Consider the following 21,979-nt stretch of genomic DNA (forward strand, 5'->3'; position numbering starts at 1 on the left):
GGTTTTGGGGGCCTCATTTCGCAAAAAAGCTATTAGCGCAACATTCTGGGGCAATTTTGCGCTGGTTGCAGCATATGCGGCGCAGTTAACCTTTATTTCCCGATTTGGGGTTGGCAGGTCACTTGATGTCTACCTTGCAACCAATTCTATCGCTAATTTCTTTTTGGCCGGGGTTGGCGGCGGTTTTTTAAATTCTCTGGTATCCGGGCTTCTCCGTGATAGGGATAATGGGTCTGGTTTTACAGGTGTTGCAAGTGCCACGAGCATAATCATAGGAATGATTTTTATCGTTATTGGGACAATGTTGGGTTTATTTGCTTTACCTGTATTACATAGCATAATGCCGGGGCTTATGGTCAGGTGTAGCGAGTTGGCCATAAACTTGCTTAAAGTTAACGCACTTGCATTTGTACTTAACGGTGTGGCATTTGGGCTTACAGGAATTCTTTACGCGCAAGGCAAAATGGGTCTCGCATCGTTTTCGCCGGCTTTCGTAAGCTTGGGCGGCATGATCGGTGCTCTTTTGTTTGGCGGTTCGTATGGCGTAAGCTCTATTGCCTGGGGGACTGCAGCAGGTAGCCTTGTGCGCCTTGTGGCTAGTTTTGCTTTGCTCTACAGGGTGAAATCAATCAAAGTACCTCGAGAGAGGGTGGAGTGGGCAAAAGCAAAAGAGGTGCTTCGCATGTCGTTTCCTTTGTCATTAATTGGAATGCTATTCTTCGCTAGCTCATTAATGGACAAAAGATTTGCGTCTTATCTGCCATCCGGAAGCATAACTTTGCTAAACTATGGAATCTTGCTAAACACGACCGTAGTAAGCTTAATGTCGGGCGGTCTAGCCATAGCAGGAACGCAATCGCTCAGCAGCAATGAAAAACGACGGTCTCAGGTTTTATTTTGGAAAATGGTATGGTCGTCCTTACTGGTAATGCCGCCAATTATCGCTATATACTTAATCGCACGCGAGCCAATTATCACGCTAGTTTTTGGTTGGGGTAAGGTTAACGCAAAGGATATTGTTCTACTTGGAAAAATAATCTTGTGGAGTTCCGGTATTCTTATCGCAGCTCCGACCGCTGCAGTTATTAGTGCTCTTTATGCTGAGAGAAAGATTAGAGAAGTCGCCGTTTCGATATTAACCGGCCTTGTTCTATTTTGGCTTGTTGCAACAGAATTGGTATCTTCATTGGGGATTACCGGTCTCGCTCTAGCATACTCAGCGTTCTATATAACATCAGCGGTTGTTTTGATGATTTTCCTTTTTAGGTCTGGGTTTATTGCTGAGGAGCAGAGTTTGTTCACTCAATTTGGGGGATTCGTCTTCACACTTTTTATTGGGGCGGCCGGGGGCGTGTCGTTGCTTCATGCTAGTAAATATTTTTTCCAGAATGCCTCATCTCATGTAACCGCTGCAATACAAATCCTTTTGGTAAGTGTGGCGATTTTCGCCACACAAGTACCTTTTTGGCGGAGAGCATGGTTAAACATCTCTGGATTTGAAGGAAAGGAGATTAGAGAGTGAAATTGGCATTCGTTACCTATCACTTACCACCTGATGCGTTAGGTGGAGCCGAACGTTATGCGATATCTTTAGGCAGTTGGCTTAACGAGCGAGGTAACGAGGTCGAGGTTTTCGGTGCGGCAACAAAACTGCGTTATCAAACTATGGGTCATCATGGGATTACCTTGAGAAAGCTCCCCGTGCTGAGGCAGCATCGTTATTATAGCTACTTTGCCTCGCTTTGGGGAACTCTGCGGGCCGAATCGCCGTTGTTTTCGATTGTGCAGGGCTTTGGTATAACGCACCTCTCTGGGTTTGTGGTTTCAGCATGCAAGGGAAAACTGCCTGTGGTTCTTCGGGTAGAAGGAGAACTTGAGCCACATATTTGTGCCCTTAGCGATACTAAGATTATGGCGTTACCCGCATGGTGTGAGAGAACAATGAAGCAGGCGGATCATTTTGTGGTCGTCTCAAAGTGCTCCGTCGATGAGCTGTCTAATTGGGGCATTCATCCGCAGAGAATAACCTACCTGCCAAACGCCATAGATACCGATTATTGGGTGCCTGCATCACAGGGTAAAAGAGATGTTCGCCGAAGCCTACAGCTTCATGACAATGCATTTTATGCTGCCTGTGTGGCAAGGCTTCGGCCAGAAAAAGGTCATAGGACAGCCCTTAATGCATGGCGTTTGGTAGTCAACCAAACACCGGATGCAAGGCTCCTTGTTATAGGAGACGGACCCGAGGAAAGTGACCTGCGTAAACTTGTGCGAGATCTCTCTCTCAGTGATAATGTTTTATTTCTGGGTCATAAGGATAACGTTAGAGAATACCTGCAAGCTGCAGATGTCTCGCTACTTTTTTCTAGCGCAGAAGGACCAGCGATCTCCGTACAGGAATCCCTGGCCTGCGGTATCCCGGTTATAGCCACAGCGGTAGGGGGTCTTAAAGATTCTGTTATTCCCAATGAGACCGGCATTTTGGTTCGGCCGGGGGACCCTGAATCAGCGGCAACAAGCATTCTGCAATATATGAACGACAAGCATCTAGGATCAAAGCTTGCGCGAGGCGCGCGGGAGTTTGCCGTGCGCAACAGATCGCATAAAGTCTTGGCGTCCTGTTACGAGGCTCTGTTTAAGGAAGTAATTGAGCGCTGGGAAAAAGAAACCGGGAAGAGGTTGGCAGGTAGATGAGTCTAGTTCGAGCACTAAGAGTCAAGTTGGTTGATGGCCATACACCGGCACAGATTTTCAACGCCGCGCTCGCACGGGTCAACCTCGGCGTGATCGCTATTTATCAGCCCGTAGAGTTGATCTTCAACGTTACCGATCGATGCACTCTGCAGTGCCAGATGTGCATGAATCATGCACCGACGTCGCTGGTTGAAAGTACAGCCGGGTATCACATCCCGTGCGAGGATCTCTCATTTGATCTTTATAAGCACGTGATGGAGAAGTATCCCAAGGCAATGAATGTCTGCCTGGCGGGCATCGGAGAGCCTTTGGTCAACTCTGAGATATTTAAGATGGTAAGCTTCGCGAAGCAGAAAAAGAAGCGCGTATCCATCGTCTCGAACGGAACGCTTCTCTCCTCGGCCTTGGATGAGATGGTCAAGTATTCACCAGATTTCATCTCCATTAGCCTAATCACTGCACAAGAAGACGATTTTGAGGCAACTTGCAATGTCTCAAAATCCACCTTTAACCGCATTATTGAAGGAATAAGAGGATTGATTGAAGTGCGCAATCGCATGGCATTGCCTATGAACATTGGTTTGTCATGCGTGCTCAAAAAATCTCGACTTGCCATTGTGGAGCCCATGATTGAATTGGCCGCCTCTTTAGGGGTGGATTCTATAGATTTTCATAACCTTATACCTTCAACACTGCCCGGCTGTGATATAGGGGAGTGTTTATTTGCCGAAGACCAGAGCGCCACAGAAACATTCTCCCAGATCCCGATACCGCCTGGCTTAGCAGTTAGATTTCCTAAATTGTTAAAGCGAGAGATTGATGTGCAAAAATGCAGAAGCTTTAATAGAGTGCTCTATGTCGATGGCAGGGGAAGCATATCAGGCTGCTACAGGGTTTTTCCTCCGGATGCGGCAAACGGTTCAGTATTTGAACGAGCGGTTTGGAATAATGATTATTTCAAAACACAAAGACGCAGGTTTAAGCGGGGGAAGGTGCCGGATACCTGCCGGTACTGCGTGGACCTTTCATAGTCTTGAAGACAGAGTAAGCAGGGCGCAATTTGAGGATAACGGTATGATTCAAAACGAAAACTTGTCTAATCTGAGATTGGCATCAACAGGCACACGACATGTGCCGTATTTGAGCAGGGTGTTATTATTTTGCCTAGCCTTCCTGTTTCTGCTAGGTATTCAAGCCCTAAGCTACGCTATCACCGGTGATATTCAACTTGGGCTCGTCTTTATTTTGTTGATCGCTCTAGGGGCTCTTGCTTTCGAATATCCTAAGATCGGCCTGATGTTTACCCTGGGGTGGACGATCATACAGTATTGGTTTACGGATGACTTCCACATACTGCCTCAGACTGCAGTCTGGCTGGATGAGGCCCTCATAATGATAGTGATACTATCCGTGGTTATCAGGAAGGCGCTCCGAAGAGAACCACTGGCTAGAGCTAATCTATCCCGGCCGATCTTGCTATTTATTGCTATCGGTCTAATCGCAACAATTTGGAATCAGAACTCCTTACTAATCGGCCTTGTCGGCATCAGAGGTATACTGCAATATGCGCTTGTATTCTACGCAATCATAAATCTCGAACTATCTCAAAGGGAGCAAAAACGCTTTATAGGCGTAATGATCGCCGGGGCAATTCTTCAGATATTTGTGACGCTTAGCCAGCTTATGCTCAGGGGCGGTGGGTTGGGGATGCTTCCAGCTAGAATCATGAATGGTATCAGTATTAGCGGTGAGCCTATGGGTGACCTAACTCCGGGTACTTTTGGGTTGGGGGGCGCAAATAACATGGGGTACTTCCTGGTGATTGTGATTATCTTTCTCCTCGGCAGCGCTATTTATAATAATAAGTTTCGTTGGCTGTCTATCGCATTAGCCCTGTCTTTATTTTTACCATGGTCTCTTGCCTCAGCCAGAGGCAGTTACTGGATGTTTTTACTTATAGTGGCGATCAACGTGTTGCTAGCACGCATAAGGTATGTAACTACGCGAAATCCAGCATTCATATGTGTTTCAGCAATAGCTTTATTGGTGGCATATATTGAGCTGGTTCCATTGATTTCCCGAGCATGGGATCTAGTTGTTACGATGCAGAGCCAGCCGTATTCTCCCCGTTTCTTATATTACGGTGTGGTTTACGCCATTGTGAGTAAAAGCGTGCTGCGGCTCTTAATCGGTCTTGGGCCGGGCATGTTTGGCAGCTACACCGCAGGTGTTTTCGGTACTTACTACGATCGCCTTCTTCGGGGAATGTTCTCGCAGGGCGATCCGGTCTGGTCTACGATAAGCGGTGATTCCCAGATCCTGGCGCTATTCGCCGAATTCGGCATTATTGGCTTGATTGTGGCTTCGTGGCTTATCTTTGCGATGTTCCGGAATGCCAGGCAACTACTGTTGGTGGATAGGGATGCATGGTCAAATGTAGTTGCAGTTGGTGGTCTTGCCAGTGCATTGATATTTCTGTTTGCATCGGTTCTAACCAATGCCTGGGAGGTTCAGCCTATTGCTAGCTGGATTTGGGCGTTTGCTGGGCTTGTCCAGCTTAACAATAATAAGCAAGAATTCTTAGTCCTTGATCCTGTAGAAAAACAAAAAACTACTGCGCGAAAGAATCATGTATCATGACAGGTTGCGAACGTAGAGGGCTTCAAGATAATACCATCATATATTTCGGGGGCTTCAACCGGTATAATTTTTTAAGTTTCTGGCAGAGGACTCAAGAAGTTGCTTGTTGGCTGGCAACCAACAATAGGCTCATTTATATCGAGCATCTGCCGTTTAACAATGAGGGCTGGCTCGTTTACATTTATAACCTTATGCGGCGAGTGGTGGGCCCGAAACGATCTGAGTGCCACATTAAGAATTTAGAGTTCTTTTTTCCAATGATTGTGCCGCTACCAGAGTTCGGAATTATTAGACGGCTAAATAGATACCTCATAGATCGACAAATCCAGCGTTTACTTAGGCGTTCTCCTGATAATAGCAGCCAGGTAATCTGGATAAATTGGCTTAGCCCTTATGCGTATGATTATGCGCAAGGCAGCAGCGCTTTTACCATATATGATTGTATTCAGAATTATCAGAGCTTGGCGTACCCACCCGAGATCAGAAAGCTGGATAATCTTTTAGCAGAGCGAGCCGATCTCGTTTTTTCCGATGCGTTAACTAACTATAGCGAGAAGCTAAAGACTAACCGTAGCGTGCACTATGTTCCTCAGGGCGTAAGCACTGATTGGATATCTGTAAAGACAACTGATATGCCGGATGATATGCAAAGCCTCAAGAGGCCGATTCTGGGGTATGTGGGCGCCTTCCATAGGGCATTCGATTATGAACTGTTCAGCGATATTGCCCGCAGTAAGCCCGAGTGGACGTTTGTTATTGTCGGTAAGCCCAACAAGAAGGCGCAAGAGCTGGCTAATCTTAAAAATGTAGTTCTCTTAGGAACAAAATTACACGACGAATTGCCGGATTATATCTCGCACTTTGATGTCGCCCTGATTCCTTATGTTATGAATGATCTGACCGAGGGTGTTTTCCCAACCAAGCTATTTGAGTATTTATGCTTTGGTAAACCAGTTGTATCCACTTTTTTACCTAGTCTTACTGAATATAAACAGTTCGTAAGGTTTGCATTTGATGCCGAAGGCTTTATTAAAGAATGCGAGAGCGCTTTAGAGGATGATGACCCGTCGAGAAGAGCCCGGATTGAGATTGCGGGCGAGAACACCTGGAGTAAGCGTTTTGAAGATATGACAGCTATTTTATACGATACGATAGTTATTTATTACAGCAAGAATGGGAATAAAGACGTAGAGGCGGCATGAGTGAGTAAAAAACACGTTGTTTTAATCGGACTAAATTTTGGTCTTGAGAGAAATACCGGCGACAAAAACTTTTGGGTCGAGCTAATCCCATTTCTTGCCGCTGGTCTCGAACGCATCACTATATTTTCGGTAAAGCCCCATGCGGTACCGGAAGAGGAACTTACTATCAATAATTGTGCCCTGAGAGTTAAGTATCTAACGCCAAGGTTTTTAGAAGTGCCAGGCTCGTTGAACAAGAGACCGAACATCTTTTGGAGGCGGGGGAAGTTCCCGTCTCTTCTGGGCGTGGTCGAAAAGCTTTTAAATACAAAACGATTAAAAAAAGAACTAGAACTGCTGTATAATTCTTGTCCTTATAGTTATGTCCATTTAATGGATAATTTCGGCATAACCAATCGACTTATCGCTAATAATGCCAAGGCTCCAGTATCCGTATCGGCAATGGCTTATCAAGGTAGAAAGCCCGAATGGTTGTACAAGCTGTACCTGCGCATCAGCTATGGGCAAGATAATCTCACCGTGATTCCATACAGCAAATCTTTCGAGAAGAGGCTGATTGAGCAAGGGTTTGAGCAGCGAAGGATTAGAAGAATTCCGTGGGGCATAAAGCCGGTTAGCCTAAATAGTAACAGGGATAATACGGGATCAAGGAAACCGCTTATCCTGTGGGCGGGATATATCCAGCAAACTAACAGGAACGATTTTGAATTTGCTTATCGAGTCGCAAAAAGATCATTGGCTCAAGGCCTTGATGCCACATTTATCTTTGCTTTCAAGCCGGAATCATTCGAGGATGGCCTTGAGTCCTATAATGATCCTTCGAATAATATCGTAGTGAGACCCACGACAAGTAAAGAATTCCAAGAGCTACAACACACGGCCAATGTGTTTCTTTCACCGATTACAAACTCTAAATGCATCCTTGCTCCGCCTCTGACATGGCTTGAGATGCTTAGCGTCGGGGCGCCTATCGTAACATTGGATATCCCAGGTGCTTCAGAGGCGGTTGTTTCGAGGGAAACTGGTTACTTAGCTACTTCTGAAGAGGATATCATGCAGAAACTCTTTCTTGCCATAGAAAACTCTCGCTACATGAGGGATAAGTGTATCGATCTGGTGGAGCGTAGATATAGCCTTGTAGATATTTCAAAGGAATATCTTGCTCTTTTCAATGATTTTACAAGGGACTCTTGTGCAAAATACAGGGCTCGAGAGCATTATCAAGATAAGAACATTGCGACGCATTACGATAGTAAGAGATTCGTGTCCATTAAAGGACGTGTAACCGACTGGCTTGAGATAAATACGATACAGAAAGCGCTCAAGGCCACCAACGTTGGTGGGGGGGCGAAGATTTTAGATATACCTTGCGGCACGGGGAGGCTATCGCTTCATCTGGCTGAACAGGGTTATTTTGTCACCGGGGGCGATATATCGCGGGCTATGCTGGATGTCGCAGAAGAGAAAGTCCGGCGTTTGCAGACCGCTCGTCATGTCGACTTTCATCAGGTCGAAGCAGAAAAATTGGCCTTCCCCAATGCAGCATATGACGCCGTTATATCGTTGCGTCTTCTAGGTCATGTGCCTCCTTCGGTTAGGCTTACTATGCTAAGGGAATTCGCAAGGGTAAGTAAGCGCTATGTCGTGCTTGCTTATTATTGTAAAGAGTGCCTGCAAGGGTTATTACGTCGAAGCAAGAGACGCGAGAGAAATATCCCGTGGTATCCCATATCGCTCAACGCTATAGACAAGGAGCTTGTGGCGGCCGGTCTTAAACGTGTAAGGCTTCTGCCAATGGCTTTAGGTATTTCTGAAACGCTGATAGTTCTAGCTGAAAAGGGTGAGGTTTAGTGGTGAACTCTCGAAGGAGAGAATCGTCCATCAATAAAGTCTTGCTGGTTAATAAGTTTTTCTATCTTAAAGGCGGCGACGCGAAGGTTTTCTTCGATACGGCTGCTCTGCTTAAGCAGAACGGTCATATGCCGGTTTTCTTTTCGATGCAACATCCTGAAAATTTTTCTTCCGAGTTTTCGCCCTATTTTATTAGCAATATAGATTTTGGTGGCGCCAATAAAATAGGCCAGCTTAAAGCGTTTAGCAGAATTATCTATTCTGTTGAGGCCAAACGCAAAATAAAAAGGTTGGTAGAACAGGAAAGGCCCGATATTGCGCATCTTCATAATATCTATCATCAGATCTCGCCTTCCATATTAGATGTATTAGATGAGCATTCGATCCCAAGCGTAATGACGCTGCACGATTATAAGCTAACATGTCCTGCCTATACGCTTTTATCGATGGGTAGCGTTTGTGAAGAATGCCGGGATGGAAAATATTATAAGGTAGCCCAGCATAAGTGCACCAAGCAATCATTTCTCAAAAGCTCACTTAGCGCAATTGAAATGTACATACATCATTACCTTCTGCATGTCTACAACAAGGTCAAAGTCTTTATTTCGCCAAGCGCTTTCCTTAAAAGCAAAATCTGGGAGATGGGATTTAGGGGAGAGGTCGTACACCTGCCAAACTTTATCGATAGCACGAGGTTTACCCCAGCCTTTAATAACGATGGGCGTACGTTTATTTATTTAGGACGGTTGTCGGTCGAGAAGGGCCTTTTAACATTGTTAAAGGCGGCCGGCGAGTTAAAAGGCAGGTTCAACCTCAAAATTATCGGCGATGGTCCTCTGAGAGAAGACCTGGTTGCATATGCTAGAGATAACAAGCTCTCAAATGTAGAGTTCCTAGGCTATTTGCACGCAGATGCCATAAAAAAAGAGGTCTCCAAGGCAGTCTTTACTGTAGTGCCGTCGGAATGGTATGAAAACAACCCCATGTCAATAATTGAATCCTTTGCCCTAGGAAAACCGGTCATTGGCGCCCGCATTGGGGGAATCCCCGAACTGGTGAAAGATCAGGAAACAGGCTTAACGTTTGAGCCCGGCTCGTGTTCGGATTTGGCAGATAAGATATCGCAGTTGATCCAAAACCAGAAACTTGTCTTCGATATGGGGCAAAATGCTCGCTTGCATGTCGAACAAAGACTAAATCCACAGGTGCACTATCAAGTACTCATGGAGATATATAGAAGAGCTCAGCAGAGAACTCAAGAAAAATCTAAGACGACTGCTTGATGGAAGGTTACCGCACCAGGTAAGAGTCTGGCAATGTACAAGGAGGGGAGTTATTAAATGCGAAGGCCGATGACGGCAATTGTTGCTGTGACATATAGATGCAACGCGCGATGCAAGATGTGCGATATCTGGAAAAAGAAAACATCAAAAGCTGATGAGATGCCTATATCAAGCTATCGGGCGCTTCCAGATACACTGCGTGATATTAATATTACAGGCGGGGAGCCATTTCTCAGGGATGATCTACCTGAGATAATACGGACTATCAAGGCAACATGCCCTAAAGCAAGAATCGTCATATCAACCAACGGGATACTTGTCAATAAAATCCGCTCTAGAATCCCCAAGATTTTAGAGCACGATTCGAACATTGCCGTAAGGGTATCCATAGATGGCATGGGGCCGCACCACGATAGCATCAGGGGTATTTCTGATGCGTTTAAAAAGGCAATCGAGAGCGCTTCTTTAATGAAGCACGAAGGTGTTCGAGATTTTGGCATCGCAATGACGCTCACTTCTGAAAACGACGATCAGCTGCTCGACGTATACCGTTTTGCAAAGAAATTAGATATTGAGTTTAGCGTCACTTTAGTATCTGGCTCTGAAATATACTTTGGAACAGATAAAGCAGATTTGCGACCCAGGGTTTTATCACAACTAGCAACTCTATCTAAGCAAGAATATTTAGCTTGGAAGCCCAAGCATTGGTTTCGAGGCTGGTTTGCAGAAACACTGCTGCACTACGCGAACACCGGCGAACGAAACTTGGCTTGCGATGCGGGTTCCGGTTTCTTTTATCTTGATCCTACCGGTGATATATATGCCTGCCATTTGAAATCTGCCCGTATCGGAAATCTCCAAGAGCAAAGCTTTGCCAGCATATGGGATTCCGCACGCGCAATTGAAGTACAAAATCAGCTGAAGGGATGCCAGGATTGTTGGATGATTTGCACGTGCAAATCCGAGTTTTTTAAGCAGCGGATCAAAATAGGTCAAGAGTTGCTTAGAGGCAAAGTAGGCGTTCACATGCGAGGTATCGGCCAGAATTGAAGATTGCATTTATCGGCCAAAAAGGAATACCTGCAACCTTTGGCGGAGTCGAGTATCACGTCGAAGAGCTTGCATTAAGACTAACAGCAAGAGGGCATGATGTAACAGCTTATGTAAGAGACTGGTACACGCCCCGCGAGCAGTTGGAGTTTTGCGGCGTTAAGCTTAAGCATGCCCCAACTATTAAGACAAAGCATCTAGACGCATTTGTTCATAGCTTTGCTTGCTCAATAGATGCGCTTTTGAACCAGTATGACATCATCCATTATCAGGCAATAGGCCCGTCGTTTTTCTCATGGATGCCCAAACTAAAAGGGAACGGGATAGTGGTCACAATCCATAGTTACGATTACAAAGCCGGCAAATGGGGTGGCTGCGCTCGCTACTTTTTGAAGAAATGCGAAACAATGGCTTTAAAGATACCTCACCACACGATTGTTGTGGCCAAACACCAGCGTGATTTTTACCGCTCGCTGGGCAACGATGTCATCTACATTCCAAATGGTGTGCCGTTGCCAGAGTCAAGCGAACCGCATGAGATTACCAGCAAATTTGGGCTCAAAGGCAGGGACTATATTCTTTCTATGGGACGGCTTGTTCCTGAGAAACGGATTGATTGGCTGTTGGACTCGTTCTTAAAAATAAAGCCCGACAGCATAAAACTGGTGATAGCAGGTGGATCGAGTGCGACTGACGACTACGTGGCCGCTCTCCATCGGCGCGCAAAAGGGGACGCGGATGTGATTTTTGCAGGGTATGTTGCCGGACGGCTCAAAGCAGAGCTTTTTAGCAATGCCCGGCTCTTTGTGATCCCATCGGAACTCGAGGGTCTTCCAATTGCCCTTCTCGAAGCGATGAGCTACTCTCTCCCTTGCTTGGCAAGTGATATACCGCCGCATCTCGAAGTAATTACCGATTCGGTAAACGGTTTTTTGTTTAACAAGGATAATCAAAACGATCTGACACAAAACATTCAAAGCTTGCTGACGTTAGATGACCAAAAGCTATTCGCAATAGGTGAAGAGGCTAGATTATTAGTGGCCGGTAGTTATAATTGGGACGATGTGGTCGACCAAGTTGAAGATATCTATTATGGTCTATTGAATGGTACGTCATTCAAATTAGCGGCATAAGCATCCCCGTAAAGATTAAATAACTTAGGTGTGCGATCTGCACACCTAAGTTATTTACTTCAAAGAATTTATCCATCGGCGTCTAGCCGAGTGCGTTACGAATCAGCGATTATGCGATTATTTTTGCTATAGCCACTCTGATACTGTCTCTACAACCTGACCCCAAATGGTCGAGATTTGATGAGTTACCGATCCATGCGTAGAGGTTGGATCAACAATTGAAGAAGCACCAGAGTGTTTCGACGAACATTTAGAGCGTACGTAGATCGTTTTTAGTAGCACGAGTGTCCCGCATTTCTTACGTTCACCCGTACAACTTATCGTATGATAGCCTTCTTTTGTTTTTGATGGGATAGTGAGGCTAAAGCTTACTTTGCCCGAACTACTGGCTTTTGCTTGGCAGACTTTGCGTCCATCCCAACATACAGTGCATGTAGTGCCCGGTTTAAAGCCCTTTCCATAGCAGCAACATGTCGACTCCGGATGGCACGAAGCCCCTTTTACTGTTAATGAACCAAAAAATGTTGGCCCATAACTCTCAGCATGAGCACTTGCCAGTGCAGGCATCATAGCAATGACAACCACCATCAATACAAGAAAACCTTTTTTTAGCATATCTTCCCTCCCTTAATTTAGTAGTTTTACAGCACGCTTGGTATTTCTGCCGTCATCTCCAAATTTATTCGCTAGAATTCTACTAGCTATGGCTACTAGTTGCTTCTTAGTATAAACAGCTGATTTACAGTGTTAATAAGTGTATTTATATCTTAAACGTGCACATGCTAAACATATTACGGATAACATATGCAAAAATGATTTTAATCAAGTCTCACTTTGGGCTTGTTGACCTGACCCCCGAAAACTGTTTTTAGAGATGGACAGCCCCTCTGGCGAAAATTACAGGAACACCAGTAGGCAAAAAACATAAATACTTTTTGTTGACTCTTCCCTTGGGGTTGGTCGTATCATAACAATTGAGGGTCGGTATTCAATGACATATACGGAAAAGAACGGTGGGTTATGTACAGCATCGGTGAGTTCTCAAGAATCTCAGGTCTCTCCATAAAAGCGCTACGCCTCTATCATGAACGGGAGCTTCTCGTCCCGCATAAGGTGGATGAGGCCTCAGGATATCGCTATTATGACGGCGCAAATATTGAGAGAGCGAGGATTATCCAACACCTGAAGGGTATGGAATTTAGCCTCACGGATATTGTCGAGATCCTTGAGGGCGCATCCGATGATGCTGATGCCATTAAGTTCTTGAAGGACAAGCGGGCTGAAATCGTGTCGAAGATTAGCAACCAGAAGAAAATTGTAGCCGATCTCGACATGATTATCAGCAAAGAAGAGGAGGCTATTATGGCTTTAAACGACGCGGGCTTTGAGATTGAAGAACGGATGCTCGATACGCTGCTGGTTGCAGGTATACGGTTTAAGGGCAAGTACAGCGACTGCGGTGAGATGTTTGGCAAACTGGGGAAAGCGGTAGGCCGTTATATAAATGGCAAACCGATTAATCTCTATTACGATTCTGAGTTTAAGGAAGACGGTGCCGATATTGAAACGTGCTTCCCGGTTAGAAAAGGGGCGAATAGCGACGGTATTACCGTGCACGAGTTGCCGGGAGGCCCGAGCGTCACTCTCATGCACAAGGGGCCCTACGAAACCCTTAATCGCAGCTACGAAAGAATCATGGCCTATATCAAAGAAAAAGGCTATGAAGTAACGTTGCCGTCAAGAGAAGTGTATATAAAAGGACCGGGGATGATCTTTAAAGGCAAACCCGAGAACTATTTAACCGAGATACAGATGCTGATCGAGCGCTAAGACACAAACCCCGGACAAAACGATTTCTATTAAACCGCAGGTAGAAAGCCTGCGGTTTTTTTATGCGTCAGCGAATACCCCCCGCTATGCGGGGGAGTTCAATGTGGTCAATGCTTCTTATCAGAAAAACGTTCAACTTATTGCTGGAGAATCCGCCAGGTTATTCCAGCAATCCTTTAACAACCTTGAGGCGAGCAATGTCAATATGATGTCGGCCACGCTGCCGGGCCTCATGGAAAACGAAAACTATAAAAAGCTCTTTATGGCAAAAGACAAGGACAAGCCGCTTGCAGCTACGCGTCCGGTATTTGAAGAGCTTAAGGCGAAAAACCGAATTACCAACTGGAATTTTATAAATCCGGAGCCCCAAAGCACGGTTTTCTTGCGGATACATAAGCCGGAGCAAGTAGGCGATGTTTTAACGCGGACCACCTTTGTAGAGGCGGTCAAGAAAGAAGACTTTGCCGCAGGCAAAGACCTCGGTAAGGCGTCGTTTGCCTTGCGCGCGGTTCATCCTTATTACTACAACAACAAGCTCATCGGGTATATGGAGCTGGGTGAAGCGGTCGATCACTTTTTAGGGTCTATGCGCACACAGACCGGCAACGAGTACGGAATGCTCATCGATAAGAAGTTCCTCGATAAAAACGAGTGGGAAAAGCTGCGGGCATCGTCCGTTTTGACGGGAGCATTAACAATATTCCAAGTGCCGGCAAAGTACTTGGCAAAATCCAAAAAGGCGGGTCCGTTTACGTCAGAGCACTTTTTGTAAGTATGATACAAGAAACAGAAGATCAACAGAAATCTAAAAGCGCTTAGATGTGGAAGCGTTGGTCTGGCAGCCGTCAATCTACGAATTGACGGCTGCTTTTTTTATCTGTCTCGCTGTTTTCTCAGTTACTTCTCAGCTTTATGTTGATATAATGCAAGCAAATGAGAATCTTAGTAGTAGAAGATGAGCACAAAATTGCAAATTCGATCAAAAAAGGTCTCGAGCACGAAGTCTACGCGGTTGACGTCGCCTATGACGGTGAGTCCGGTTTTTACATGGCCTCGAGCGAAGACTACGATGTCATCGTCCTTGATTTGATGTTGCCGAAAATGGACGGGATTGAGGTATGCAAGCAGCTACGCGAGTGCCGCATTCATACCCCGATCCTGATGCTTACCGCGAAAGGCAAACTTCACGACAAAGTCGACGGGTTAAACGCCGGGGCGGATGATTATCTGGTTAAACCCTTCGCTTTTATAGAGCTGCTCGCCCGGATTAAAGCGTTAACGAGACGGCCCAAAGAAAGCCTCGGCTCCGTACTCTCAATAGATGACCTGGCGCTGGATACGCTGACCTATGACGTTACGCGGGCAGGGGAGCGCATCGAACTTTCAAGGAAAGAATTCGCCCTTCTTGAGTATTTGCTTCATAATAAAAATCGCATACTCACTAAAGACCAGATCATCAGTCATGTATGGGATTATGATGCCGATATACTTCCCAACAATGTCGAGGTCTATATCGGCTATTTGCGCAGTAAGATCGACAAGCCGTTTAGCGATAAGCCCTCACTCATACACACTGTGCGTGGATTCGGCTATAGAATTGGAAGTGACGCTTAATAGATGTTTCGCTCAGCTCGCATTAAGTTGACCGCTTGGTACCTCTTAACCATCATGCTGATAAGCATTGTATTAAGCTTAGCGGTATACCATTCGTCAACATTTGAAATCAGAAGAGGTTTATACCGTGCAGCGATGCAAGACAACGCCGGCCGGTTGCACTTGCAGCTGCCCCACGGATCCACACCTCCGCCACGACCGGTTCCCAATTCATTATTTGCCGGACCTTTCCCGCCGCCCCCGCCCGGTTTTAACGAGCAACTATTTGCTGAGCAAAAGCAAAGAGTAGCGATGCAGCTTGGCGTGCTAAACCTGGGCATCCTAGGCCTTGCCGGTTTGGCGGGCTATTTACTGTCCGGGCGAACCCTCAAGCCGATTGAAGAGATGTTGGATGAGCAGAAACGATTCGTCAGCGACGCCTCTCACGAACTGCGCACGCCATTGACGGCTATGCGGACCGAGACGGAAGTCGCGCTCCTCTGCAACAAGCTTGATCCCGCCGATGCAAAAGAAGTGTTGGAGAGCAATCTGGAGGAAATCGGCAAATTGCAGCTACTGGCGGATAATTTGCTTACCTTAGGTAAGTATGAAGCCGCAACATATAAACTTAATGTAGCGAACGTTGATTTAGCTGAAGTATTTGAAGATGCGTTAGAGAGAGTCCGGCCGATGGCGCAAGCAAGAAATATTGAATTGGAAAGCAGCATTAATAGCAGTATCGTTCTTCATGCCGACAAAGAGCCGTTAACGCGCATGTTCGTCATCTTCCTGGATAACGCTATCAAGTATGGCCTGGAGAATAGTAAAGTGATTATGAGCGCTCACACGCTTAAGAATAAAGCGGTTATCAGCATCCAGGATTTTGGCATCGGTATATTTGCCGATGATTTACCGCATATCTTCAACAGATTCTACCGAGTAGATACCGCTCGAACCAAGACCGGTGCTACCGGCTATGGTCTCGGCCTCTCTATTGCCAAAGACATAATCGATCTTCATCACGGAAACGTTGCCGTAACGAGCACCCCAGACGAAGGCACGACGTTCACCGTAACCCTTCCGCACGTCTTCTCATAAGAAACTATAAATAGTTTCTAGATCACCCCCTTTCTTAAGCCTTCTCTCAGCTTTGCTGCAGATAATAAGACTTAGATAACAATTACTTTTGGAAAGGAGGTGGCAACTAGTGCCCAAGATACGGTTTAGAACATTGGTGGTGGCCGCGGCCGCGGTTTGTTTACTTCTGGTAGGCAGTTATAGCGTTTTTGCGGCTACTACGACAAGCACATCCAAGTATCCATCAATAGTCACAAAATTGGCTAAAGCATTTAACCTTGATCCGGTAAAAGTAAATAGAGTATTCGACGATGAAAGAACTGCAATGGAGGCGCAGCGGGGAACGCAGTATAAGGAACGCTTGGCCCAAGCTGTTAAAGACGGAACAATAACCGAAGCACAGAAAGAAACCATCTTGAAGAAGATGGACGAAATGAAAACAGCATTCGACGCACTTAAAGACCTTTCGCAAGAAGAGCGAAAGACCAAGATGGACAGCCTGCGTACAGAGTTACAAGCGTGGGCAAAAAAGAACGGCCTCGATCAGAAGATGTACCTATTACAGTTCGGAGGACCGGGCGGCGGTCGTGGAGGATTCGGCCATGGCCCGGGTGGCCCGGGCGGTAAAGGCGGCCCCGGCGGATCCCCCGGTTGGGGCGGCATACCACCGAGCGCTCCAGATTCAACTACCGCCGGTAGTTCTGGCAGCGCAAGCAACTAGACAGGTTAGGAAACAGGCGAATACGGTAAAAGAAGCAATACGGGTGGCTTTACGCCACCCGTATTGCATTTTTAACAGCACCAACATTATCGAAGCACAATAATACTTTGAAAGTACTCGTTGCAAGAACCTATTCTTGACATCAATTTACCGCCCTTTCAGCAATATTTCCTAAAACCTTCAAAGCAACCCCTTTTTTCTAAGATGTTTCTCAGGTCTGGCACCAATAATAGATTTAGGATGCAAAACTATTCTAGAAAAGAAGGTAGAGAATAACATATGGGTGCTTTTTTGCGTGTACTACGATCTAGGAAACGGGTTCTGGCCTTTACCGCGATTCCTGTTCTGATTCTCGCTATTTGGGCAATTACTTCGCTCGGGAAAAAGGATCAGACTCAGTATCAAACTTCTACGGTCGAGAAAGGGATGATTATCTCCTCGATTAGCGCATCGGGGCAGGTCTCTTCGGCTAATGATATCCCTCTGACAACGCAGGCGACGGGCGTCGTCAAAGCGGTGTATGTAAAAGACGGCGATATGGTCAAAGCCGGAGATAAAATCCTCGAGATAAAGCTCGATTCGAATGGGCGCAAGACAAAAGCCCAGGCGTGGTCTTCATACCTGGCCGCAAAAAGCGCGGTAGAAAGCGCAGTCGGGAACCAACTGCAAGCTAAGAAAGATGCGAGCACCTCGGGCAATGATGTCACCGCCGCCAATCAGAACAAACTCCAGTCGCTTCAAAGCATTCAACAAGCGCAAGCGCAGCTCGAATCGGCGCAAACCTCTTGGAATAAGGCGCAAGATTCCTCAACCAGCGAATCCGATAAGCAGCAAAAACTTCTCAGCCTTGAATCGGCACAAACCGCACTGGCGCTCGCGCAGCTGAAATATAATGATTCAGATTCCAACGCTGCCAAGACAAACAGCCAGAACCTGCTGCAGCTGCAACAGGGTTTACAGCAAACGCAGTCGGCTCTCATGCAAGCGCAAAATGCATACGACCAAGCGTCTGATGCTACCCAGACAACCACAGAAGAGCTACAGTCAAAGTTTTACGCGCTTCAGGCAGCCCAAACAGCGCTATCACTTGCACAGCAGAAATATGACGACGCAGCCGCAGGCGACACATCGAGCACCGAGCAAAGCAAGCTCCAGCTGCAACGCGATATACAGCAAGCTGAAGCGGCGTTAATCCAGGCGCAGGCCGCATATAAAGATGTGCAAGACCCATCGAATAGCGAATCGGACAAAAAGCAGAAGCTTTATGCTTTGGAGGTCGCGCAAACCGCGCTCACGCTCGCCCAGCAGAAATTCAATAGTGCGGGTGCCGATATAGCATCGGCATCTTATAGCGGCCCTATCGCCAAACAAAAGGCAAAGAGCAGCAACACCGCTTTGCTTAAGGCGCAAGCCGATCTCAGCTCGGCACTCGAAACATACCAGGCTACGCTCGGCATGGTCGTAGCTCCGGCAGATGGCAAGATCAGCGATCTCATGGTTACGGAAGGCATGGTGATTTCCTCAAGCTCATCAAGCAGTAGCAGCGGCTCGTCGAGTAGCAGCTCAGGTCAAGGATCGTCGAGCGGAAGCAGTTCGAGTAGCAGCTCGGGTTCATCGAGTTCGGGAGGCCAGACGGTCGCACATCTTTCCATCGACAGCAATCCGATAGCATCGGTTAATTTGACCGAGATCGACATTAGTAAGGTAAAAGTCGGCCAGAAGGTCACGCTCACGCTCGATGCCTTTACGGATAAAACATTTACCGGCAAGGTGCTCGGCATCAACCGCAGCGGCTCGGTCAGTTCCGGCGTTACCAACTACCCGGTCTCAATCGTGTTCGACACCTTGGATGAAAACATCCTGCCCAATATGGCAGCAAGCGCCAACATTATTACCGAGACCAAAGACAACGTGTTGCTTGTTCCGGTCGGGGCGGTTAAAACATCGAACGGAGCATCGACCGTTCAGGTACTCAAGAACAATAAAACGCAGGATGTAACGGTTGAAACCGGCATCTCTTCCGACAGCCAAATTGAAGTTGCATCGGGCTTAACCGAAGGACAAACCATCGTCACCGCGACCATAAGCACCGCCACCCAGGCGGCAAGCAGCTCCAGCGGCTCGTCACCGTTTAGCGGCAGCTTTGGAAACAGAAGTAGCGGCGGCGGCAGTAACAGCAGTGGCAGTAGTACAAATCGCAGTGGTAGCAGCTCGGGTGCGTTAGGCGGCGGCATGGGCGGCCCTCCCGGTGGTGGTCCCGGTGGCTTTTAGCGCCCAAGCAGCACAACGAGTTCCCGATCAGGGCGATTCGATCATCAGCCTAGAACACATCACCAAAGTGTATAAAACCGAGTTGGTGGAAACCGTTGCGCTCGCCGATATCACGTTCGACGTACGACCCGGTGAATTTGTAGCCATCATGGGCCCTTCGGGAAGCGGAAAATCGACGCTCATGCACATCCTGGGCGCGCTCGACAAACCCACCTCGGGCACCTACATTCTTGACGGCAAAGATGTGGGCAAACTCTCGGGTATCGAGCTTGCGCACATCCGAAACCAGAGCATAGGCTTCGTTTTTCAATCATATAACCTGCTCGCCCGCACAACTGCGATGAAAAACGTGATGGTCCCGATGGCGTACGCGCGTATGCCGAAAGAGGAACGCACGCGCCGGACAACAGAGCTTCTTGAGATGGTGGGGCTCGGCGACAGGATGGAGCACACTTCAAACCAGCTCTCCGGCGGCCAGCAGCAGCGCGTGGCGATAGCCCGCTCACTCGCCATGGACCCGGCAATTATTCTTGCCGACGAGCCGACCGGAAATCTTGCGTCAGCCCAGGGAGAAGAGATTATGGAAATATTCCATAATCTGCACGCTAAGGGGCATACGATTATTATGATCACGCACGAGCCGAGTATTGCCGAGCACGCGGAGCGCGTCATTTTTATCCAGGATGGCAAAGTTTTCTCAGACGATAATCATCATCTCCAACGCTACGTTGGTCTCAATAAAAACACTATAAGGGAAGATGCTCATGGAACTATTTGAAACGATAGCAACCGCTATCGAGGCCTTACGGCTCAATAAGATGCGAACTGCGCTGGCCACTCTGGGCATCGTCATCGGCATCGGCGCGGTTATCGCCCTGGTGTCTTTAGGACAATCGAGCCAACTCTCAATCCAGTCCCAGATACAGACGCTCGGATCAAATCTGCTAACCGTCAGGCCGGGTGCGCAAAATAGTGGCGGCGTGCGAGGCGCTACGGGAGGCGGAACCACTCTAACCCTAAAAGACGCCGAAGCGATTATGACTTCATCGCAGGTGACGACGGTGGCAAATGTCTCGCCGGAACTTAATCAGAGAAGCCAGGTCGTTGCCGGCAGAAACAACACAAACACCACGATCATGGGCTCGACACCGGCATACACAGAGGTGCATAAGCTCACGGTCGGTTCAGGGCGATTTTTTACCGACAACGAAGTAACAAGCATGGCTAAGGTCGCCGTGCTGGGCCCTACAGCCGCACAAGACCTCTTTGCCGACGCTGCAAACGCGGTTGGGCAGACAATTCGAATCAACGGAGCGACGTTCACTGTCATCGGTGTTAGCGTGGCAAAAGGCGGTAGCGGTTTTTCCAGCCCGGACGATATGATTTTTATACCGCTTACTACCGCTCAGAAGATCGTTTTCGGCATGGATTACCTCGGATCGATTGCCGTAGAAGCGAAAAGCCAAGAGCAGATGACGCAAGCGCAAAACGAAGTCGGCTATTTCTTGCTTGCACGTCACAAAATCTCCGACCCGTCGAACGCTGATTTTAGCATCATGTCGCAACAAGATATTATGGGTGCCGCGACATCGGTTACCGGTACGTTCACAACGCTGCTCCAGGGCGTGGCAATGATTTCACTTTTGGTCGGTGGTATCGGTATTATGAATATCATGCTTATCACCGTTATTGAGCGCACTCGCGAGATAGGCTTGCGCAAATCCCTCGGGGCGACCGATAGCGATATAGTCACGCAATTCCTCAGTGAATCGGTTCTACTGACGCTCTCAGGCGGCGTCTTAGGAATGCTGCTCGGCGTCGGAATTGCGTACGCCGTAACCAAGATCGTACCGAGTCTCCCGTTTGTTGTGTCACTCTCTTCGATCTTGTTGGCGATCGGTGTCTCGGCCGCGATCGGCATCGCATTCGGCATATACCCCGCACAAAAAGCCGCGAAGCTATCACCGATAGAAGCGCTGCGGTTCGAATAAATATCTAAAAGCAATTATTTGTAGGAGGTACGGTAATGAGTAACGCAAAGGGAATTGTAGTAGCGGTCGTGCTCGTCATCCTGGCAGGCGGCGGCGGCTTTTACGGCGGCATGCAATACCAGAAAGCGCAGACGCCATCGTTTGCGCAAGGTGGATTCGGCGGCCCGGGCGGCATACCGGGAGGCGGCACAAGCCAGGGACAAGGGCAGAACGGTAATGGCCAGCGTCAAGGTGCCCCGGTATCAGGCCAGGTCGTATCCAAAGACAGCAGCAGTATTACCGTCAAACTTACCGACGGAAGCACCAAGATAGTGATGCTTTCATCGAAAGCATCGATCGGCAAATTCACGACGGTCAAAGCGAGCGAGATCAGGGAAGGCGAGCAGGTCACGGCATTCGGCACGACCAACTCGGACGGTAGCGTAACCGCGTCTATGATTCAGCTGGGCAGGCCTGCAGGCATGTTCGGGAACAGAAGTCCCGGTGCCAACGGCAATAATAGTGGCGGTGGCAGTGGTAATGCCGGCGGTAATAATAGCAATTCAAGCGGCAATGTACAGCAGTAATCGCTAGCAAAGATAATGACTAGTTGACGTGCCCCCTAATAGGATGGCTTGCAGCAACTTACCCCATGCTGTTGCAA

Annotated in this window: 19 protein-coding genes; 18 read left to right on the forward strand and 1 reads right to left on the reverse strand. The window is 47.6% G+C overall.

Features of this window, described 5'->3' with window-relative positions; genetic code table 11:
• The first annotated feature begins 4 nt into the window (after positions 1 to 4).
• From VGK02_05395 to VGK02_05435, 9 genes are all read left to right on the forward strand, one after another.
• The gene (locus VGK02_05395; protein ID HEY3374479.1) at positions 5 to 1,522 is read left to right on the forward strand and encodes a lipid II flippase MurJ; all 1,518 of its coding nucleotides are present in this window, start codon (positions 5 to 7) and stop codon (positions 1,520 to 1,522) included.
• Positions 1,519 to 2,694, forward strand: coding sequence for a glycosyltransferase family 4 protein (locus VGK02_05400; protein ID HEY3374480.1), 1,176 nt, complete (start codon positions 1,519 to 1,521; stop codon positions 2,692 to 2,694). Before VGK02_05395 ends, VGK02_05400 begins: the two co-directional genes overlap by 4 nt.
• Positions 2,691 to 3,725 carry a radical SAM protein gene (locus VGK02_05405; protein HEY3374481.1) on the forward strand — a complete coding sequence of 345 codons (1,035 nt, stop codon included), beginning with the start codon at positions 2,691 to 2,693 and terminating at the stop codon, positions 3,723 to 3,725. The genes VGK02_05400 and VGK02_05405 overlap by 4 nt, the downstream gene beginning before the upstream one ends.
• A 43-nt stretch (positions 3,726 to 3,768) precedes the next feature.
• On the forward strand, positions 3,769 to 5,334 hold the full coding sequence (locus VGK02_05410) for a hypothetical protein (protein HEY3374482.1): 1,566 nt from the start codon (positions 3,769 to 3,771) through the stop codon (positions 5,332 to 5,334).
• Positions 5,331 to 6,536 (forward strand): glycosyltransferase, encoded by a 1,206-nt coding sequence (locus VGK02_05415; protein HEY3374483.1) that lies wholly within the window; start codon positions 5,331 to 5,333, stop codon positions 6,534 to 6,536. Before VGK02_05410 ends, VGK02_05415 begins: the two co-directional genes overlap by 4 nt.
• On the forward strand, positions 6,537 to 8,387 hold the full coding sequence (locus VGK02_05420; GenBank protein HEY3374484.1) for a methyltransferase domain-containing protein: 1,851 nt from the start codon (positions 6,537 to 6,539) through the stop codon (positions 8,385 to 8,387).
• Between the two features lie 128 nt (positions 8,388 to 8,515).
• On the forward strand, positions 8,516 to 9,670 hold the full coding sequence (locus tag VGK02_05425) for a glycosyltransferase family 4 protein (protein ID HEY3374485.1): 1,155 nt from the start codon (positions 8,516 to 8,518) through the stop codon (positions 9,668 to 9,670).
• A 57-nt stretch (positions 9,671 to 9,727) separates the two neighbouring features.
• Positions 9,728 to 10,720 carry a radical SAM protein gene (locus tag VGK02_05430; protein HEY3374486.1) on the forward strand — a complete coding sequence of 331 codons (993 nt, stop codon included), beginning with the start codon at positions 9,728 to 9,730 and terminating at the stop codon, positions 10,718 to 10,720.
• Positions 10,717 to 11,853, forward strand: a complete 1,137-nt coding sequence (locus tag VGK02_05435; GenBank protein ID HEY3374487.1) for a glycosyltransferase family 4 protein — start codon at positions 10,717 to 10,719, stop codon at positions 11,851 to 11,853. Before VGK02_05430 ends, VGK02_05435 begins: the two co-directional genes overlap by 4 nt.
• A 126-nt stretch (positions 11,854 to 11,979) precedes the next feature.
• Here the strand turns inward: VGK02_05435 and VGK02_05440 are convergent, their stop codons facing one another.
• Positions 11,980 to 12,468 (reverse strand): hypothetical protein, encoded by a 489-nt coding sequence (locus tag VGK02_05440; protein HEY3374488.1) that lies wholly within the window; start codon positions 12,466 to 12,468, stop codon positions 11,980 to 11,982.
• 405 nt (positions 12,469 to 12,873) lie between these two features.
• Between VGK02_05440 and VGK02_05445 the strand changes: the two genes are divergently transcribed.
• The 9 genes from VGK02_05445 to VGK02_05485 all read left to right on the forward strand — a co-directional run bounded on the left by VGK02_05445 (position 12,874) and on the right by VGK02_05485 (position 21,902).
• Entirely contained in the window at positions 12,874 to 13,683 is an 810-nt protein-coding gene (locus VGK02_05445) for a MerR family transcriptional regulator (GenBank protein HEY3374489.1), read from the forward strand.
• A gap of 103 nt (positions 13,684 to 13,786) precedes the next feature.
• Positions 13,787 to 14,455, forward strand: coding sequence for a cache domain-containing protein (locus VGK02_05450; GenBank protein ID HEY3374490.1), 669 nt, complete (start codon positions 13,787 to 13,789; stop codon positions 14,453 to 14,455).
• Positions 14,456 to 14,616: 161 nt separating this feature from the next.
• Positions 14,617 to 15,297, forward strand: coding sequence for a response regulator transcription factor (locus VGK02_05455; protein HEY3374491.1), 681 nt, complete (start codon positions 14,617 to 14,619; stop codon positions 15,295 to 15,297).
• A 291-nt stretch (positions 15,298 to 15,588) separates the two neighbouring features.
• Positions 15,589 to 16,374: a HAMP domain-containing sensor histidine kinase gene (locus VGK02_05460; GenBank protein HEY3374492.1), complete on the forward strand. Its 786-nt coding sequence runs from the start codon at positions 15,589 to 15,591 to the stop codon at positions 16,372 to 16,374.
• A 109-nt stretch (positions 16,375 to 16,483) separates the two neighbouring features.
• Positions 16,484 to 17,074, forward strand: coding sequence for a hypothetical protein (locus VGK02_05465; GenBank protein ID HEY3374493.1), 591 nt, complete (start codon positions 16,484 to 16,486; stop codon positions 17,072 to 17,074).
• A gap of 291 nt (positions 17,075 to 17,365) precedes the next feature.
• Entirely contained in the window at positions 17,366 to 19,345 is a 1,980-nt protein-coding gene (locus VGK02_05470) for an HlyD family efflux transporter periplasmic adaptor subunit (protein HEY3374494.1), read from the forward strand.
• On the forward strand, positions 19,335 to 20,123 hold the full coding sequence (locus VGK02_05475) for an ABC transporter ATP-binding protein (protein HEY3374495.1): 789 nt from the start codon (positions 19,335 to 19,337) through the stop codon (positions 20,121 to 20,123). The genes VGK02_05470 and VGK02_05475 overlap by 11 nt, the downstream gene beginning before the upstream one ends.
• Entirely contained in the window at positions 20,110 to 21,336 is a 1,227-nt protein-coding gene (locus VGK02_05480) for an ABC transporter permease (protein ID HEY3374496.1), read from the forward strand. Before VGK02_05475 ends, VGK02_05480 begins: the two co-directional genes overlap by 14 nt.
• A gap of 35 nt (positions 21,337 to 21,371) precedes the next feature.
• A complete protein-coding gene (locus VGK02_05485) occupies positions 21,372 to 21,902 on the forward strand; it encodes a hypothetical protein (GenBank protein HEY3374497.1) in 531 nt (176 codons plus the stop codon).
• Positions 21,903 to 21,979 lie beyond the last annotated feature (77 nt).

It is taken from the genome of Candidatus Aquicultor sp., assembly GCA_036504445.1.
GTDB lineage: Bacteria > Actinomycetota > Aquicultoria > Aquicultorales > Aquicultoraceae > DASXVE01.

Bases quoted from the DNA above. Each gene is read 5' to 3' on its own strand.
- VGK02_05425 (HEY3374485.1), top strand. From the start codon at position 8,516: ATGCCGGTTTTCTTTTCGATGCAACATCCTGAAAATTTTTCTTCCGAG.
- VGK02_05440 (HEY3374488.1), bottom strand. From the start codon at position 12,468: ATGCTAAAAAAAGGTTTTCTTGTATTGATGGTGGTTGTCATTGCTATG.
- VGK02_05480 (HEY3374496.1), top strand. From the start codon at position 20,110: ATGGAACTATTTGAAACGATAGCAACCGCTATCGAGGCCTTACGGCTC.
- VGK02_05415 (HEY3374483.1), top strand. From the start codon at position 5,331: ATGACAGGTTGCGAACGTAGAGGGCTTCAAGATAATACCATCATATAT.
- VGK02_05410 (HEY3374482.1), top strand. From the start codon at position 3,769: ATGATTCAAAACGAAAACTTGTCTAATCTGAGATTGGCATCAACAGGC.
- VGK02_05485 (HEY3374497.1), top strand. From the start codon at position 21,372: ATGAGTAACGCAAAGGGAATTGTAGTAGCGGTCGTGCTCGTCATCCTG.
- VGK02_05405 (HEY3374481.1), top strand. From the start codon at position 2,691: ATGAGTCTAGTTCGAGCACTAAGAGTCAAGTTGGTTGATGGCCATACA.
- VGK02_05445 (HEY3374489.1), top strand. From the start codon at position 12,874: ATGTACAGCATCGGTGAGTTCTCAAGAATCTCAGGTCTCTCCATAAAA.
- VGK02_05455 (HEY3374491.1), top strand. From the start codon at position 14,617: ATGAGAATCTTAGTAGTAGAAGATGAGCACAAAATTGCAAATTCGATC.
- VGK02_05460 (HEY3374492.1), top strand. From the start codon at position 15,589: ATGCAGCTTGGCGTGCTAAACCTGGGCATCCTAGGCCTTGCCGGTTTG.
- VGK02_05430 (HEY3374486.1), top strand. From the start codon at position 9,728: ATGCGAAGGCCGATGACGGCAATTGTTGCTGTGACATATAGATGCAAC.